Here is a 17,097-nt window from a genome sequence, read left to right as displayed (position 1 = left end):
ATCTCATGTGGTCAGCCACCACTCCTGAAACTTGAATCAATCGCCATAATCGCAGCAGCACCTATCCTCATCTTCTCAACGAAGCGCCTTCAGATACTGAAGAAGGTCGATTATCCGACACTCATCTTCTTCATCGGACTCTTCATCCTGATGGAGTCGGTCTGGAATACGGGGGCAATACAATATCTCATCCCCCTGGAAGTAGCTCTATCAGCCCCATTCCTGATCACATCGAGTCTTCTCGTGAGCCAGGTCATCTCTAATGTCCCATTCGTCGCTCTGCTCATACCAACACTACTTGAAGCTGGTGCTCCGGATGGGATGTACCTTGCACTTGCTGCAGGAAGCACCATTGCAGGAAACCTGACGATACTCGGTGCTGCAAGCAACGTCATCATCATTCAGAATGCAGAGAGAAGGGGTGCAACAATTACCTTCATGGAGTTTTTAAAATTCGGCATCCCGGTGACTCTACTCCAAAGTCTCATCTTCATCGGATGGTTTACAATCATAGGTTAACAGGACAGAATCCTTTTTCCCGGATCACGATCTTTTATTCAGGTACAGGTATACACCATATGAAACTGAAATGGGAGACGAAACTTGGAATAGCCCTCATCTGTTCAACTGCGATCATTTACGGGCTGAAGTTTCTAATCATCGGTGATGAGGGAGGGAGCAATACACTCACCTATATCTTTAATGCCATCGGTTTTCTGCCAATAAACGTCCTTCTGGTAACAGTCATATTAAACCAGCTTCTGGCTGTTCGTTCAAAGAGGGAGAGGCTTCAGAAGATGAATATGGTGATCGGCCTCTTCTTCTCAGAGGTCGGAACACTCCTCCTCAAACACTTCTCAGATGCCGATCCGAATCTGGATACACTCAGGGGAAGCCTGCTTATAAGAGAGTCCTGGAGTGAAATGGAGTTTAACCGTATCAGAAACGAACTCAAGGGAACCAGACAGACGATCGTGATCGAAAGGCTTGATCTCGTAATGCTTCATGGGTTCCTCATTCAGAAGAGAGATTTTCTGCTTCGCCTGTTGGAGAATCCCGTTCTGCTTGAACATGCAACCTTTACTGAGACATTGCGAGCCGTATTCCACCTCTCAGAAGAGCTGGATAGCAGGGGTGACCTGAGCGGACTGCCTCCGGCAGACATCGCCCACCTGACAAATGATATCCGTCGGGTTTATGATATGCTCACCCCGGAGTGGGTTGACTACATGCAGTACCTGAAAAGCCATTATCCATATCTCTTCTCACTAGCCATGAGAAAAAATCCATTTGACGAGCATGCAACCACGATTATTCAGGAATAATACTATTTTTTTAAGCGGGTGAATCAGAAAAATACACAGTATTTTACTGAATTTACCACATATCAGATAAGATAGTTTTAATAGAGACCAGGATCATAGTGCGGTTCATCGGGCATGCGCCCGAGAGAAGAGGTGTTATACCATGTCTGAGCTCTATAAAAAGATAATCACTGAGGCGATGGCCGCCCAGCGGGCAGATGTAGAAACTATTAAAAAGAAGAGAGGTACCAAATTCACACTCGCCGATGCCGAGCCCTATGTGAATGCAGTCAAAAAGATGACGGTTGCACCCGGTCAGAGTGCGGCTGTCATCGATCTTCACAAAACATCGGTCATCTCTCATTTTAACGCATTAAAAGGTCTGACAAAGACAATTCGCCCTGAAGACGACCCGTTTGTCGAACATTACCAGACCCCGGTTGTTCTTGAGATACTCTGTGACGAGGATCCGAAATTTAAAAAGAGCCTCGGTACATTCGTCACCCAGGTTGGTAAATCCGAGGCATTAATCGGACGCGAATCTGCACGAAGGTATGCCGGGTTTTACGGACCTACCTGTGTCGTTGACTTCGCCCTGATCCCGGGGAGCTCAAGCAACATCGTCAACCAGATCCTGAAGAAGACTGATATTCCAGCAGACCACAAAAAGACGATCCTCGCAGCAAAGTCCTGGGGTATGAACACCTCCTATGGTATCGGTGAAGTCTTTGCAACAAGGATTGAAGAGGGAGACACCCTTGCAGACGCAAGCAAAAAAGAGGTGAAACAGGTCCAGGAGATCTATAAAAACCCCGTAAAAGCTCAGGCTGAACTGATGGATGGAGCAGGTCACACTTCGTTTGATGTCAGAAAGTACATGGATGAGTACCGCCGTCTGATAACCCCTGCCGTCAAGGCAGCCGTCGATGACGGAGTACACTATGGGAACATTGTCACTATTCCGGCATACTGTGTCGGCGATATCGCCCACCATATCGCACAGTCGACCTTCAACATGTGCAAGGATGACGTAATCATGGCAACGATTGATGCAGTCACCGGTGTAATGGAGAAGACCCTTGATGCAGGCGTTGACAAACTGAAGAGCGAGTTTGAGATCCTCTCACTCGCAACCGGAGCATCAGCCTGTGCAACCGAGTACATCCTGGAACTTGACGGATTCAACGCCCCGATGATCGTCGATCTCCTGACAAAGAGATTCCACAACTTCGTGCAGCTGAAACCGACCCGTGGTGCCGCAGCAGAACTGCATAACTGTGACTTCATGGATATGATCTACCGGGGATGGAAGATCCTCGACCGGGCTCGGAGAGCAAAAGCCGGATCTGATTCCAAACTCACACCAAAGGTTGTCGGATGTGAGATCGACCTCTCCCCGATTGATGAGAACGAGGTGCTGATGAACCCACAGTGGTATGCATACCCGGCCTGTGCGATCACCGTCAGGATGTCTGCCCTTATGAGGCTATCCGACTATCCATGCCTCCTGACAAGTGAGCCGGTAACGGCAACGATGATGACAAACATCATAGCACTCCACAAAGACTGGGCTGCCGCACCGGTCCGCGCCTGCAAAGACTGTGCAGCAGCATGTCTTGTAGACTTCAGGCATCAGTACTGTGAATATAAGGACGCAGTGTAAAGAAGGTGCTCCTCATGAAATGCTATATTTGCGCTGAAGAGGGAAAGGACAGCGATGCAGTCGCAATATGTATCGTCTGCGGGATGGGGCTCTGCAGGGAGCATGCGATGCGGGAGGAGACCGAGAGTTGGGAGGGAGGATATCCCTTCCCAGCCCGGAAACTGAAGAAGAGCATCCCAAGGATCCTCTGTCCTGCCTGTTACGAAGCATTCCACTCCTGAGGAGGTATCATGTCACTTCTGAAACGATGTGTTGCTGAGATTATCGGAACATTCCTCCTCGTCTTCTTTGGAGCAGGAGCAGCAGCTATAACCCTGATGCTCGCTTCAGGGGTAGAGACACAAACAGAATTTAACATCGGGATAGGATATTTCGGAGGGCTTGCTGACTGGCTTGCCATTGGTCTGGCCTTTGGTATTGCTATTGCCGGTGCTATCTATGCACTCGGGCGGATCTCGGGTGCTCATATTAATCCCGCAGTGACGATTGCTCTCTGGGCATCGAAGCGGTTCCCAACAGGCGAGGTTGCACCATATATCATCGCACAGCTGATCGGCGCCTCGCTCGCCAGTATACTCTTCTTCGCCTGCACAGGACCTGAGGCAGTCCTCATCGGGGGACTCGGTGCGACCGCTCCATTCCATGGCATATCCTATACAGAAGCAATCCTTGTCGAGGCGATCGGTACATTCCTCCTGATGCTCGTTATTATGGGGGTCGCAGTTGACAAACGAGCTCCTGAGGGGTTTGCAGGTCTGATAATTGGTCTGACCGTTGCCGGGGTCATCACAACAACCGGAAACATCGCCGGCTCATCACTCAATCCGGCACGGACATTCGGACCATATCTGGGAAATACCCTCCTTGGCGGATCGAACCTCTGGGAGTTCTTCCCAATTTATATCATCGGACCAATCGCAGGTGCACTCATCGCAGTATTCCTCTATGACTGGCTCAATTCAGAATAACTCTTTTTTACCCGGATTGCAGATCGGCATCATTATAGTATCAGATACCTTTGATACGACGTTACAGGAATACTATGACAGAAAAGATACCAATCGGAGCAAAGACATTCCTCTATCCGATGCCAACAGTCCTCGTCGGAGCGGATGTTGAAGGAGAACCAAACTACCTCACGGTTGCATACTGCGGGATCATTCATGCGGTCCCACCGATGATCTCAATTGCCCTTGGGAAACCTCACTATACCAACATTGGTATCAAACAGAACATGAGCTTCTCAGTCAATATTCCATCTGCTGAGATGGTGGAGGTTACGGACTACTGTGGAATCGTATCAGGCAGGCGTATTGATAAGAACGGACTCTTTACCTCATTTTATGGGAGGACAAAGACTGCACCGATGATAGAAGAGTGTCCGCTCAATCTGGAGTGCACAGTCAGGCAGATCCTCGACTTTGATGGGACAAATGAGATATTCATCGGTGAGATCGTTGAGGCCTACTCAAGAGACGAGTATCTCACCAATAATCTCCCGGACATAGAAAAAATTAATCCGATCTGCTTTTCGATGCATGATAACCGGTACTTCAGCCTAGGATCATATATCGGGAAGGCCTGGCAGATCGGGCGTGACTATAAAAAACCGTAACAAAACACTTTTTTACGATCCGGATATAATCTGAAGAGATAACCATGGCACGAGTAGTTCTGATCAATTCAAGCCCCCGAGCCGGGGGAAATACAGAACAGGCACTTGAAGAGTGTAGCAAAGCGATCGAAAGAGAGAATGTAGAAACGCAGATAATCAGCCTTCGTGGAAAGCAGATAGCCTCATGTATAGCCTGTTATTCATGTAAGAAGACCGGAAGATGCTCAATTGATGATGGTCTAAACGAGATCATCGATGAGATCAGAGCCGCAGACGGCCTTATTGTCGCCACTCCGGTCTACTTCGGCACTGCTCGCGGAGATCTGATGTCGGCCCTCCAGAGGATCGGTATGGTCTCACGTGGAACGGACCAGTTTCTATCGCGTAAGGTAGGAGGTCCAATTGCGGTTGCCCGGAGAGGGGGTCATACCGCAACGATCCAGGAACTTCTGATGTTCTATCTGATCAATGATATGATCGTCTGCGGATCAACCTACTGGAATATGCTCTTTGGGGGAGCTCCCGGCGAAGTTCAGAATGATGGCGAAGGGCTCGGGACTATCCGGCGATTTGGAGAGAATGTCGGATTCTGCATAAATAAGTTTAAAAAATAGTGTTAAAATCAGACTGCATGGAAACATGTACACTTTACGACATCAAGACGTGTTGCCTTACAGCATGCCTTGTCCCCCACCTCTTTTATAATCGATGTGCCGCAGTATTTCAGCTGTACGCGTGCAGAGGTGCGTTCACGCTCCTCAAAGAAAGATGCATGAGAATATTCAACCATCCGTTTCATTGAGATGGAGACCATCTGCACTTCAAGGATGATCCCTGAATCTCCTGCAGAGATATCTTCCGGTGCAATTGCCGTCAGGAAGATGTGATCTCCCGGATTTACTTCTGAGAGGGTGATGACATTATGGGCGCTCTGGAGTTCTATCGTCCGTGGCTTTCCGAGTTTGAGATCTGAGATGACATGGGAGGATATCCCCGTTAATGCTGCAACCATCATGGTGATCACCCGTACATCGGAAGGTTTTCCTTCTTCTGCTGAGGGGCATCCGAACTCTGTACTTCCTCAGCAAGGCGCTGCATCGTCGCCTCGATCTCTTCAGCCTGTTCGAGAAGTGGTGCGGTATCAAGGTTCAGTGAATACAGCTGATTCAACACCTCGATCGCCGAGACTGCAGCCCGGGGATCGGGATTGTTGACCGTCTCACCGAGAAGACCAATACAAGGTATTTTTCGTAGTTTACACTCGGTCAGAAGGCTTGATGCAATCCCTGAGATGCTCCCCATCGGGAGGATGATCGTATGATCGGCTATCTTTTCAATGGCCCCTTCATCACTCGCAACACCAAAAACCCTTTTTTCGGTTTCATTTGTAATTATCCCGGCAATAGTGACGATTTCTTTGACATCATAATCGGCCAGCCAGTCGAGGATGCCGTTTGCCACCTCATAACAGATTGTTGGATGAATTGGAATATCGGCAACAAAAGCCGCATACCCATCCTTCTCATAGATCCTGACAGCCGCATTCACAACACCCTTCTGCATCATCGACATTGGGGGGAAATAACGGCTGGTAACATCCCCGATGTGGTCAAAATCCATCTGGTCAACAAGGTATTGGAGCGCAATACTTCCGACAAGGCCAGAACCTGGAAATCCCATCATTACAACCGATCCCTTGCCTTTGAGATCGCTTGAGATAATCTTCAAATCACCTGTATCCCTGGACATTAAAATTACATATACGCCCATCCTACAATAATGCTATGCAGGAATACCCAGTCAAGAGAGGCCAGACCAAAGATCTGGAAGAGCGGATGAGCCATAGCCTCAGGGAGATCTTCGGAGTTGAACCCAATCAGAAGGATGGACACCACATCATCGCATTCGGAGCGATCAAGCGGCTTGAGGTCTGGGCGGGTGAGAATAATAAGACGGTATTTGTCGATACCGAATCTGATATTACAGCAAGTGATGAGGTGATCCTCGATACCAATCGGAAGTTCAGATCATACCTCGATCTGCTCACTGGCTTTTCAACGAAGGAGCGGGTGAAACGGGCAAAACCAAAAGAAGAATAAAAAAAAGGATTATTCTATCACAATAGCCGGTTTGAAGGGGAGGGCCATCCCCGCTTTTGCATGATCGCTCTCTTCTGCCGATAAAATCTCAAATACCACCTTAAACTCCTGTTCAAGGAACGAGAGTGCTGAAGAGAAGATCATTCGCTCATCGGGATTATTCAGGCAGATTTCTGTAACAAGCTGTGGAGGGAGACCATGAATCAGTTTTGTAACCTGTGTCACCGTAGTAACGGCTTCCTTCCCACGCTTTCGCATTGATTCGTCCTTCATCAGCTCTTTTGTAACCATATGACGATCTGCTGCCTGCGCCACCTTAGAGAAGACCTCATACTTCCATGAGGGGGCAAGGAAGAGTGTTATCTTCACAGGTGTGATCGGGATGATCTTTGTTATCGACTCGATATCCTCAACAGTCCGGGCGATAAGATCCTCTGCAAGCTCAACTGTGGGATCTATTCTGGAGTTGTCAGGAGTTGGCCATTCTGCATACGAGACCAGCCCATCATTTCCAAGATCACGCCAGAGCGACTCGCAGACGAAGGGGATGATCGGTGCAAGAAGTCTTACCCAGACAGTGGACACATCCCTGAGAACGGAACCTCCTGCAGATCCGGAAGGCAGACGTCTCCTGTACCATTTCAGATCAGACTCAATGCCAAAGTAGGCCTCCTGAAGTGCCTGACGGGTCTGGAAGAGATCAAGAGATGCAGTTGTCTGGGCAATACGGCGCTGGAGGCGTGATGCAAGCCAGGCATCGACATCGGTCACTCCGGTTGCTGTTGCGGATTCATTTACATACCCGATGAAACGCTCAATCTGCTTCTTTGTTGATGATACAAGCTCATTTCTCCAGTCAAAGTCCTGCCATGGTTCGGCTGATCCGACAAGAAACATCCTGACTGTATCTGCACCAAACTCTTCTGCTGCATCTTCTAAGAGGAAGACATTCCCTTTACTTGAGGACATCTTCGCTCCATTGAGAAGACCCATCCCAAAGACGACCATTCCCTCTGGCTGGAGTTCATCTGGGAATATCGCACGGTGGTGGAAGAGCTGGAATGTCAGGTGATTGGATATGAGATCCTTTGCTGAGAACCGGTAATTATAGGGATACCAATACAGGAACTCGGATCTGAGACCATCCAGAAGCGATCGGTCGACTCCCTGAGGATCACCTTTTCCAAGGAAGATATAATCAAAGACCTCAGGAGTGAGAGATTCGGCCGGGATTTCACTGATGCGATGCGCGATCGTATAATATGCCATATAGACGGTTGAGTCGGAGAGCGGCTCAAAGAGCCATTTTGGATCCCAGGGCACTCTTGTGCCAAGCCCAACGCGTCTCGTACATGCCCAGTCCTTCAGCCAGTCAACTGTGCGGTCAAATTCAGCTCTGACCTCAGGAGGTACAAGCGAAATTTGAGCAATCTGATCATGCACCTGCTGCTTCCAGACAGGATCGCTGTAGTTGAGGAACCATTGATCATCAAGGATTCTGACAAAGGCACGGCTACCGCAGCGGCATATCACCGGTTTGTTGTCAAAGTCAAAGAAGCGGATTGAACCATAGTTCTCCTCCATCACCTCTGAAAGGTCGTCGCGCGCGACACGAACCGGCTTTCCTTCATGCTCACCACATCGTGCATTCAGTTTTCCACGGGAGAATTCGGCAGAATAAACCTCCTGAGTCACTTCGTCCATCTTCGGGTCGAGTTGATCATGGATACCTGCACGTTCAACTGCTTCCTTCGCCGGGATCTCACCATACCCTTCAACAGAGATGAGAGAGATGGGTGCAATATCGGTATACTGCCCCTGTTGCTGGAGGTCACGAAGAGCAATATAATCATAAGGAGCATGTGCCGGGACACTCATCACGATGCCTGATCCCATATCAGGATCGACAAAACCTGCAGGAAGAATCCGTACACTTCCACATAATGGATGAGATACCATCGATCCAACGAGTTCTGAGCCCGCTATCTCACCAATGATAGATACTGTATGTTTCTGCATTGCGAGTTTGTCTGCTGCTTCTCTGGAAACAAGCCATGTGACTCCGTCAACATCTGCCTTCACATAAGAGATATCCGGGTTGATCCAGAGGTTCGTAACCCCAAAGATCGTCTCAGGTCTGAGAGTTGCACAGGGGATCAGACAACCGTCCGCCTCAAAGTTCACGAAGATAAACCGGACGATCTCTGACTTATCACCCTCAAGGAGATCATGGTCACCAACCGGGTTCTCACACTGGGGACAGTACTTCACCGGATGAGCCCCGATTACAACCCTTCCCTGGCCATATAAGTGGCTGTACTGCCATTCGATAAACTTTGAATAGTGTGGAATAATCGTAGTAAACCTACGCCTCCAGTCGATTGAGAGGCCGAGCCGCCTCATCACCCGCTCATATTCATTTGAGAAATGCTCTACGATTGCCAGGGGATCCGAAAACTGATCGATAACGGCCTGAGGCACCTTATAGAGATCACGATAGAGTATTAGCGTCTTTTCGTCGCCTCGTGCAATCCGCTTTGATATTCCGATGACCGGGGATCCGGTCACATGAAATGCCATCGGATAGAGAACCTGCCGTCCGCGCATCCTCCAGAACCGCGCAATGACATCAGGCACAATATATGTTCTTCCGTGGCCAACATGCATTGCCCCACTTGGATAGGGATAAGCCACAGTGATATAGTATTTCTCCTTCCCGGACGGATCAGACTCAAACGCCCTCTTCCATTCTGCAGCCACATCTTTCTCGGCCAGCTTCAGTGTATCCTCATTCACAGATATCTCCCCCATATTGAATGCCCTTAATCTACCGGACGGACTTTGATCTCCTCACCCTCAGAGTGGCGTCTGAGCATCTCCTGGGCAATGGAGTTGTTCTTTGCAAGGAGAATTTCCCCGCTCCCCTCAACAGTTCCCGTAAAGAGATATTCCTTTCCGGAGAAGACGTCAACGATCTTTCCGGCGTGCTCGGAACAGACGAGGACAAGGTATTTCTTGTCGGTTCTGATACGGACACCCTCCTCAGAGGAGGGTGGTGATATCGGCTTCTCCTCTTCCCTGCCAGGTGCTTCAACTTCTGACTTAGACCGGATATCAATACCAACACCGACTTTATTGACGATAGCGGAGATGTTTTTACCACCCTTGCCGATAGCAGCAGGAATGTCACGATCCTCGATATAGACGGTAGCTTTTGTATCTGAGATCATCCTGACATCAACATAACCCTCTGTGAATCTGCCAATCTCTTTTTGAATCTCCTTTTCAATTAGCTTCCATTGGGAGGAGACAGGGGCTTCAGGGACAGAGACAGGGATCTCAACGTATTCAGGTACTGATTCGGAAAAGACCGGTTGTTCAACCGGAACAACAATCGTCTCTCCGCCATAGCGGAAGATCTCTACAACCGGAATACCGGTCTCGACATCACGAACCGTTACAAGAGGAGACGGCGGTATATCCATACCCCATGAAGCGAGATCATTTGGGCGGCCGATCGTCAGAGTGACAGAATAAACCCTCTCAATCTGGCCTTCGGAGACGTAGATGATCGATGGAATCACCTGAGGGAGAAGGCAGAAGTCTATTCTGAAGAGCAGCCGCTGAATAGCATCCTGAACCTTCTGTGCATGGAGTACACCTATCATGCCGATACCTGAGAGGTGCAGATCAGCATAGATCGAGAAGTCCTCTGGTTTTCTTATCTCATCAAAGATGACGAAGTCAGGGCGGACAAGCAGAAGCAGTTCTGCAGTCAGTCCCATATTCCCTTCAAGTGCACTATACTGGGTTATATGATCCGGCACCTGAAGATCCCGGGGTGTCTCCATCGTCTTGACGACAAAGTTTCGATCTGCAAGAAATATTGCAATACTCTGTGCAAGGGTTGATTTGCCTGAGCCGGGAGGGCCAACGATAAGGGTTCCACGCCGATCACTGATGATCGACTTCTTAATCTCTTCGGATTTACTATAATCATCGAGTGAAACATCGGCAATCGGGCGTATTACTGAGATCTCCATACCATCTGAGAACGGTCTCCGGGTTATAGCAATACGAAGCGAACCGATCTGCACCACCGTCATACCCTTCTTCTCTATCTCTATGAAACCATCCGGATCACGCTTTGCCCGTTCAAGTATCTCCTGAGCAAGTTTCCGAAGTTCATACTCGGTCATTGGTGCATCGCGGATCGGAACAAGCCGCATCTCCTTAAGCCGCCCCTTCTTGGCATACGGAGGAACTCGTTCCTTAAGGTACACAGCAACCGTATTTTCATCAAAGAAGTTATCAATGCCAAGAGGTTTGAAGTTCTCCTGTTGCGGTTTCATGAAGATGACAGAGAGCCCTTTTGCCCTGGCAACCTCCGCCTGAACAAGATCGGAGGTCATAAATGATGCTTCATACTCTATTGCGGCATTTCTGATCATCGCATCAATCTCACCGCCGCTTGCGAGTTTCACCTGATCGAGTCGCGGGCGTTCTCCAACGAATTTAAGCTCGATCAACCCTTCATCACGCATTCTACAGAGTTCCTGAATCTCTGTCAGGCCGGAGAACCCGATCTCGCGACCGTGGTTTGCCTGCGCTTCCAGTTCTGCAAAGACCGCTTCGGGTATGATTATTGTGGCGCCTTTGCACTCTCCATTTTGTATCATTGATGTGATGCGCCCATCGATGACGACGCTTGTATCGGGTACCAGTTTCATAAAAAATCTACCATAATGTACGTGTCATTCATTCGTATTATTGTACACCTTTTTTGGATCAACGATCCGATCAAGGAGAACCTCACCTTCAATCGTTCTGAAGAAACAGGATCTGTATCCCATATGACACGCGGCACCGGATTGTGAGACCAGATAGAGGAGTGTATCGGCATCACAGTCGGTACGAATCTGGTGGACACGCTGGATATGCCCACTCTCCTCGCCTTTCTTCCAGATCTTCTTCCTGCTCCGACTATAATAGTGCGCATAGCCCGTCTCCATTGTCAGTCTGACCGCCTCATCATCTGCCCATGCCACCATCAGGACCTCAAGTGTATTGTAATCCTGTACTACCACCGGAACAAGTCCGTTCTGATATTCGATATCGATCATACTATCACACCCCCATTATCGCTCTCATCAGAGTAAAGAGGATGTCCCCAAAGATACATGATACGAAGAGACCTGCAGTAATCGGGATGAAGAAGGGAACACCATACGAGATCCAGACCAAACCTGCCTTCTTATAAAGGGCAAGTTCCCGCCGGAACTCTTCAGGATGCTCCCTGAGATCCCGCGTATAGATCCGGTCATCCCGTGTCATCCTGCTGATCGCCTCGCGGAAGGGGATGAACCGGCGTTGCAACCCATCTCCTGTATCCTCGAAGTCCTCGATCACAAATCCAAAGACAGACCGGATCTCCTCCCCCTTAACCGGAAATCCTATGAGCCGGTAGAGGAGAGGTGCTCTGTTTCCTTTAAGCGTATTGTATACAAGGAAAAAAACAGGAATACAGAGGTTCAGAATCAGAGCGTTTGTGAGGACGCTGAAGACAAAGAGGGGGACCGGGGGATATCCCAGGACAGGCTCAACCGGAAAGAGCGGGATGAGAAGAGCAATAAAGATGAGGCCCCAAGCATCCGCACCACCGAAGAGGCCATAATATGCGATCCCATACATCAGACCGCAGAATATGAGGGTCGTAATGACGATAATCAGAAAATAATGTGGATCTCCAATGAAGAGAAGATAATAGATCCATCCGGCAAAAGGTGCGGAAATCAGGAGCATCGGATACCAGGTCCTAAACGGCACCCGACGATCACGGATATCCAGCACTGACCCATACAGAAATGTCACTGCAACCGCAATGAGGGGAATAATCAGATGAGGTATCATATAGAGAAGATTTCTGGCTGATAGATTATATATGGCATGGCAGTAAACTCATCAAAAGAAGATCATATCTCGAAAAGAATACATCGGAGAAGAGAGTTGTCCTGTACTAAAAGGAGGGGAATATCGTACCTGTTGAAGTGAGAGAGGGGAAGAGGGCCGGAACCCTCGCTGACTGTATCAGAGAAGCAGTCAGTCTGAATATGACAGGTGAGATCCTTCATCAGGATGGCGTGAGGCTGCGAGCCTGTATCATCTTCGTCTCAGGTGAGCCGGCGGGCGCAGAATATACAGATGCTGCAGGTACCATCTACGGAGACACTGCTGTCCTCAGATTACCTGTCGACTTCGCCTATACCCTGTCCCCTCTGCCTATTGCTGAGGCAGAAGCCCTCGCAGGCAGGGCACGAATCTTCCACCCCATGCGGTTGTTTGCCCATGCAAAAACCGGTCAGGAACCTGAGAAGAGAAACTCCGAAAGAACGGGTATCGGAACTCTGACGGTTAGAATAGGAGATGGAGCTGAGGATCGGGCAGGGCTTCGGATCGAGCTCTGGAAGAACGGTCGGATATGCGCATCAGATACAACAGATCAACATGCCAGCGTCTCCTTTCGTCTTCTGGAGGGAACCTATGAGTGCCGTGTGCGCGATGGAGTTACAGTTATCTCAAAAACATCCATCTTGTTTCCCGGAGGGGATCGGGAGACGAGGATACCGACAGGGGGTGATCAGCGATGAGTGACGGGAAGAAAGAACGGAGTTTCTGGTTCTGGAGAAACAAACCACAACCATCTGATGAGGAGAAACCTGGAGTAAGAGACGACCTTGAGGATCTCGTCGGAGAGCTGATCGCAGCCACGCATGATGAGGAAGAGAAACAGAGTATCAAAGAGGAGACGATATATGAATCGTCGTCGTATCAACAGGAAAAACCCCAAATCATCCACCAGCATACCGCTCACCCCCTGCCGCTTGAGGAGGTGGTGATCGGGGAGCCCCCGGAAGGTATTCCAATAGGCTTCGTACAAAATCCGGTGCAGGCTGAAGATGAACCTGAGCCGCAGGAGCAAAAACCCACAAAAACCTCTTTCTTTAATCGCTTTTCCCTGAAGAAAAAGATGCGTGAAGAGTATGACCAAAAAACCCATGACCCTCTGGTCGATCTCACATACAAACCCGCACCAGGGGTAGAGGAGATCGAGACATACCCTGTTCACCCTCCATACGCCTATATAAGAATCCTCTATGATGTGGTCTCCCACGAATATACGTACCAGGTGATCGAACCGGTCCTGACGCAGGCTGAAGAGGATCTCTACAATGAGATCAAAAACCGGCTATTTGAGACGCTGGATATCAGCACCCGCGGACTGACCCGTGACGAAACACGGAATCGTATCAGGGATGCAAGCCGCAGTATAATCGAAGACTATGAGATCAACCTCAACATTGTGGAAGAAGAGAAGATCCTGTACAGGATGGACCGGGAGTTCCTTGGAGACGGCCTTATTGATTCGGTTATGCATGATCCCTTCATCGAAGATATCTCCTGTGACGGGTTGAAGACACCGATCTTTGTCTATCATACCCGCTACGAATCGATGAAGACGACGCTCTCTTATACCGAATCGATAGAACTTGACTCATTCGTGACAAAACTCGCTCAGAGGGCAGGCAAATACATCTCAATCGCCGAGCCGATCCTTGACGCAACGATGTCTGACGGATCGCGTATTCAGATGACGCTCGGAACAGAAGTGACGGCACATGGTTCCACTTTTACGATCAGAAAGTTCCGTGAAGAGCCGATCACACCAACTGATCTCATCGAATGGAAGACCTTCTCACCACTCTCTATCGCCTTCCTATGGCTCGCTGTCGAAAGCGGAAAGTCCTGCCTCTTTGCAGGAGGAACAGCATCAGGCAAGACCACATCCCTTAATGCAATCTCACTCTTCATGCCCCCTCTGGCCAAGATTATCACACTTGAAGACACCCGTGAGCTGAAACTGCCGCATTCGAACTGGATTCCAAGCATCACCCGTGATTCATTCGATACCGGGGGAAGGGGTGAGATCGATCTCTATGAGCTCCTGAGAGCCGCTCTGAGACAGCGACCTGAATATCTTCTGGTTGGAGAAGTGCGAGGGAGAGAGGCATTGACACTCTTTCAGGCGATGAGTACCGGGCATATCACCTACTCAACAATCCATGCCGACTCGGTTGCAAGTGTGGTGCACCGGCTTGAGAATCCACCGATGAATGTTCCGAGAAATATGCTCTCCGCACTCGATCTGGTATCAGTTCAGGTGCAGGCGCGGGTCGGGGGCCAGAGAATACGGAGAAATAAGCAGATAATCGAGATTCTCGATATCGATCCCCGTACAAACGAACTGATCACAAATGAAGTATTTCGCTGGAAACCCTCAACCGATGAGATACTGTACCTTGGCAAATCGTACATCCTTGAAGATATCATGGAGGAGCGCGGGTGGACTGATGAAAGGATACAGGAAGAACTCAGGAGACGCCAGGAGGTGCTTGAGTGGATGCGTATCCGAAAAATACGGCACTACCGCGATGTTTCAGCCATCCTGATGGACTACTTCAGAAATCCTGATGATCTGATCGCCCGTGTTCGAAAGGAGTTGTATGAACGGGTATGAAAGATTCTGTTTCAATCTCCTCGGTTCGAGGATGCGAGCCAGAAGAGAGAGCCACAGCGAACTGCATGGAAGCCTCATCTCAGCACGATCCCAGGTTCCTTTCGAAGCATATCTTGCTACAGCAACAGTTACATCGGTGATCGCAGGATTTCTTGGAGGGATTTTCACAGCAGTCATCACCTATCTTTTCAGAATACCGGAGATGATCACCTATAGCGGCTCACTCCCATCATTCCTGTATGAGTATACCGATTATCGTCTGATCGCAGGCACAATCATAATCACTCTGCTTTCGCTTATTATCATCGGGGGATCTACATATGCCTTCTATCTGGTATATCCATCGATTCTGGCGGGTGAAAGGAGGCGAAAGATTGATACAAGCCTTCCGTATGCGATCAACTACATCACCGCCATGTCCACTGCGGGAATCACTCCGGCAGAAATCTTCCGACTCCTCGGAGAGTCGCCAGTCTATGGAGAGAGTGCAGCAGAAGCACGATATATTGCCCGTGAGATCGATGTCTTTGGCCGGGACCTCATCGATGCGCTCAGGGTCGTCTCAACAATCACTCCAAGCAACAGACTAAAGGAGTTCCTTCAGGGTGCGATGGGAGCAATATCAAGCGGCAGTAACCTTACTGAGTACTTCAAACTGAAAGCGAATCAGTATGCTATTGAGAACCGCCATCAGCAGAAGGCATTTCTTGAGACCCTCGGACTCATCTCAGAGTCCTATGTGACCGCACTTGTTGCCGGAACCCTTTTTCTGGTCATCCTTCAATCGGTGATGTCGATGCTCTCGGGAACGAGCAGCCCGCTCTTCCTGTATGTGATCATCTATCTGATCATGCCTTTTGGTAGTATCATGTTCCTTGTCATGATCAGTTCAATGACACCGGAGGTCTGAGATGAGGAGGTTACTGCAAAAGAAAGGGGCATTGCCGGACTCGGCTTCTGATACGAATATTCAGGATAGTATCGCCAGAAGAAACAAGAGAGAGACTGGATTCTCCGGGTTCATCCGCCACCCGATTCAATCGCTTATCAAAAACCCTGCACATTCCCTGTATCTGAGCGTTCCGATAGCACTTTTCATCGCCTTGATCTGGCTGCTTTTTGTGATCAGACAGCTTGGGATTGATCTCGTACTTGGAACAACCATCATCGATGATATTGTAATTATCACCGTCCTCCTCATCATTACCCCCCTGGCAGTCCTGGATTTCTTTGATGACCACCGCCAGAGGAGCCTTGAATCAGCTCTTCCAAACTTCTTCCGCGATCTTGCCGGGATGAACGAATCGGGGATGACACTTCCGGGTGCCGTCGCACTCGTCGCACAGGCTGAATATGGCGCACTGACACCCCATATCCGTCGCCTTGATCAGGAGATGTCATGGAGTGTTCCGTTTGTTGAAGCGATAATGCGGTTTGGAGACCGTATACAGACACCGCTTGGCACACGAAGCGTCGATCTCATCGCAAAAGCGAGCAAGGCAGGGGGTGACATATCAAATGTCCTCCGTGCAGCAGCGATAGATACATATGAATTTGTCTCCCTGAAGACCGAACGGTTGAATAATATGTTTATTTATATTGTTATAATCATCATATCGTTCTTCGTCTATATGTTCGTCATCGGCATTCTTACAAGCACCTTCCTTGAGACGATGGCATCAGCTGGTGAAGCGGCTCAGTCATCAGGAGCAGGCTCAGGATTTATGTCTTCTATAGATATCAGTTTTTATAAGCGAATATTCTCCCATGCAGTCATCCTGCAGGGCTTCTTCTCCGGGCTTGTAGCAGGGCAGATGGGTGAGGGGAGAGCACTTGCAGGG

18 protein-coding genes are annotated in these 17,097 nt (G+C 49.2%); 12 read left to right on the top strand and 6 right to left on the bottom strand.

The window, feature by feature from the left end:
• From Q7V06_RS03590 to Q7V06_RS03560, 7 genes are all read left to right on the top strand, one after another.
• Window positions 1-519 (top strand): SLC13 family permease (locus Q7V06_RS03590; RefSeq protein WP_304838211.1); only part of this gene is annotated, 519 nt, incomplete at its 5' end.
• Between the two features lie 59 nt (window positions 520-578).
• Window positions 579-1,325, top strand: coding sequence for a hypothetical protein (locus Q7V06_RS03585; protein WP_304838208.1), 747 nt, complete (start codon window positions 579-581; stop codon window positions 1,323-1,325).
• Between the two features lie 142 nt (window positions 1,326-1,467).
• Window positions 1,468-2,967, top strand: coding sequence for a DUF2193 domain-containing protein (locus tag Q7V06_RS03580; protein ID WP_304838205.1), 1,500 nt, complete (start codon window positions 1,468-1,470; stop codon window positions 2,965-2,967).
• A 14-nt stretch (window positions 2,968-2,981) separates the two neighbouring features.
• Complete coding sequence (locus Q7V06_RS03575) at window positions 2,982-3,188, top strand: DUF2180 family protein (protein WP_304838202.1); 207 nt, start codon at window positions 2,982-2,984, stop codon at window positions 3,186-3,188.
• Window positions 3,189-3,197: 9 nt separating this feature from the next.
• Window positions 3,198-3,935: an MIP/aquaporin family protein gene (locus tag Q7V06_RS03570; RefSeq protein WP_370650804.1), complete on the top strand. Its 738-nt coding sequence runs from the start codon at window positions 3,198-3,200 to the stop codon at window positions 3,933-3,935.
• A 74-nt stretch (window positions 3,936-4,009) separates the two neighbouring features.
• Entirely contained in the window at window positions 4,010-4,582 is a 573-nt protein-coding gene (locus Q7V06_RS03565) for a flavin reductase family protein (protein ID WP_304838199.1), read from the top strand.
• Between the two features lie 44 nt (window positions 4,583-4,626).
• Window positions 4,627-5,196, top strand: a complete 570-nt coding sequence (locus Q7V06_RS03560; RefSeq protein WP_304838196.1) for a flavodoxin family protein — start codon at window positions 4,627-4,629, stop codon at window positions 5,194-5,196.
• 8 nt (window positions 5,197-5,204) lie between these two features.
• On the opposite strand, the gene Q7V06_RS03555 is transcribed toward Q7V06_RS03560, so the two are convergent.
• Together Q7V06_RS03555 and Q7V06_RS03550 are read right to left on the bottom strand one after the other, a co-directional pair.
• Window positions 5,205-5,597: a DUF473 domain-containing protein gene (locus Q7V06_RS03555; RefSeq protein ID WP_304838193.1), complete on the bottom strand. Its 393-nt coding sequence runs from the start codon at window positions 5,595-5,597 to the stop codon at window positions 5,205-5,207.
• 5 nt (window positions 5,598-5,602) lie between these two features.
• The gene (locus tag Q7V06_RS03550) at window positions 5,603-6,331 is read right to left on the bottom strand and encodes a proteasome assembly chaperone family protein (protein WP_304838190.1); all 729 of its coding nucleotides are present in this window, start codon (window positions 6,329-6,331) and stop codon (window positions 5,603-5,605) included.
• A 35-nt stretch (window positions 6,332-6,366) separates the two neighbouring features.
• On the opposite strand from Q7V06_RS03550, the gene Q7V06_RS03545 reads away from it, so the two are divergent.
• Window positions 6,367-6,681, top strand: coding sequence for a DUF5611 family protein (locus Q7V06_RS03545; RefSeq protein WP_304838187.1), 315 nt, complete (start codon window positions 6,367-6,369; stop codon window positions 6,679-6,681).
• Window positions 6,682-6,690: 9 nt separating this feature from the next.
• On the opposite strand, the gene leuS is transcribed toward Q7V06_RS03545, so the two are convergent.
• Genes leuS through Q7V06_RS03525 form a run of 4 tightly spaced genes read right to left on the bottom strand, consistent with a single transcriptional unit; the run spans window position 6,691 to window position 12,591 of the window.
• Window positions 6,691-9,477: a leucine--tRNA ligase gene (gene leuS / locus Q7V06_RS03540; RefSeq protein ID WP_304838184.1), complete on the bottom strand. Its 2,787-nt coding sequence runs from the start codon at window positions 9,475-9,477 to the stop codon at window positions 6,691-6,693.
• A gap of 26 nt (window positions 9,478-9,503) precedes the next feature.
• A complete protein-coding gene (locus Q7V06_RS03535) occupies window positions 9,504-11,411 on the bottom strand; it encodes a PINc/VapC family ATPase (protein ID WP_304838181.1) in 1,908 nt (635 codons plus the stop codon).
• 24 nt (window positions 11,412-11,435) lie between these two features.
• Entirely contained in the window at window positions 11,436-11,801 is a 366-nt protein-coding gene (hisI, locus tag Q7V06_RS03530; RefSeq protein WP_304838212.1) for a phosphoribosyl-AMP cyclohydrolase, read from the bottom strand.
• Window positions 11,802-11,808: 7 nt separating this feature from the next.
• Complete coding sequence (locus tag Q7V06_RS03525; protein WP_304838179.1) at window positions 11,809-12,591, bottom strand: A24 family peptidase C-terminal domain-containing protein; 783 nt, start codon at window positions 12,589-12,591, stop codon at window positions 11,809-11,811.
• Window positions 12,592-12,728: 137 nt separating this feature from the next.
• On the opposite strand from Q7V06_RS03525, the gene Q7V06_RS03520 reads away from it, so the two are divergent.
• The 4 genes from Q7V06_RS03520 to Q7V06_RS03505 all read left to right on the top strand — a co-directional run.
• On the top strand, window positions 12,729-13,328 hold the full coding sequence (locus Q7V06_RS03520; protein ID WP_304838177.1) for a hypothetical protein: 600 nt from the start codon (window positions 12,729-12,731) through the stop codon (window positions 13,326-13,328).
• The gene (locus Q7V06_RS03515; RefSeq protein WP_304838175.1) at window positions 13,325-15,256 is read left to right on the top strand and encodes a type II/IV secretion system ATPase subunit; all 1,932 of its coding nucleotides are present in this window, start codon (window positions 13,325-13,327) and stop codon (window positions 15,254-15,256) included. The genes Q7V06_RS03520 and Q7V06_RS03515 overlap by 4 nt, the downstream gene beginning before the upstream one ends.
• On the top strand, window positions 15,243-16,166 hold the full coding sequence (locus tag Q7V06_RS03510; protein WP_304838171.1) for a type II secretion system F family protein: 924 nt from the start codon (window positions 15,243-15,245) through the stop codon (window positions 16,164-16,166). The genes Q7V06_RS03515 and Q7V06_RS03510 overlap by 14 nt, the downstream gene beginning before the upstream one ends.
• A gap of 1 nt (window position 16,167) precedes the next feature.
• Window positions 16,168-17,097: type II secretion system F family protein (locus Q7V06_RS03505; protein ID WP_304838168.1), on the top strand; the 930-nt coding region annotated here is incomplete at its 3' end.

Origin of the sequence: Methanocalculus sp. (genome assembly GCF_030651615.1) — an archaeon.
Classification (GTDB): domain Archaea; phylum Halobacteriota; class Methanomicrobia; order Methanomicrobiales; family Methanocorpusculaceae; genus Methanocalculus.
The sequence above is the reverse complement of the archived record's forward strand: the minus strand, read 5'-3'. Positions and strand labels throughout refer to the sequence as shown.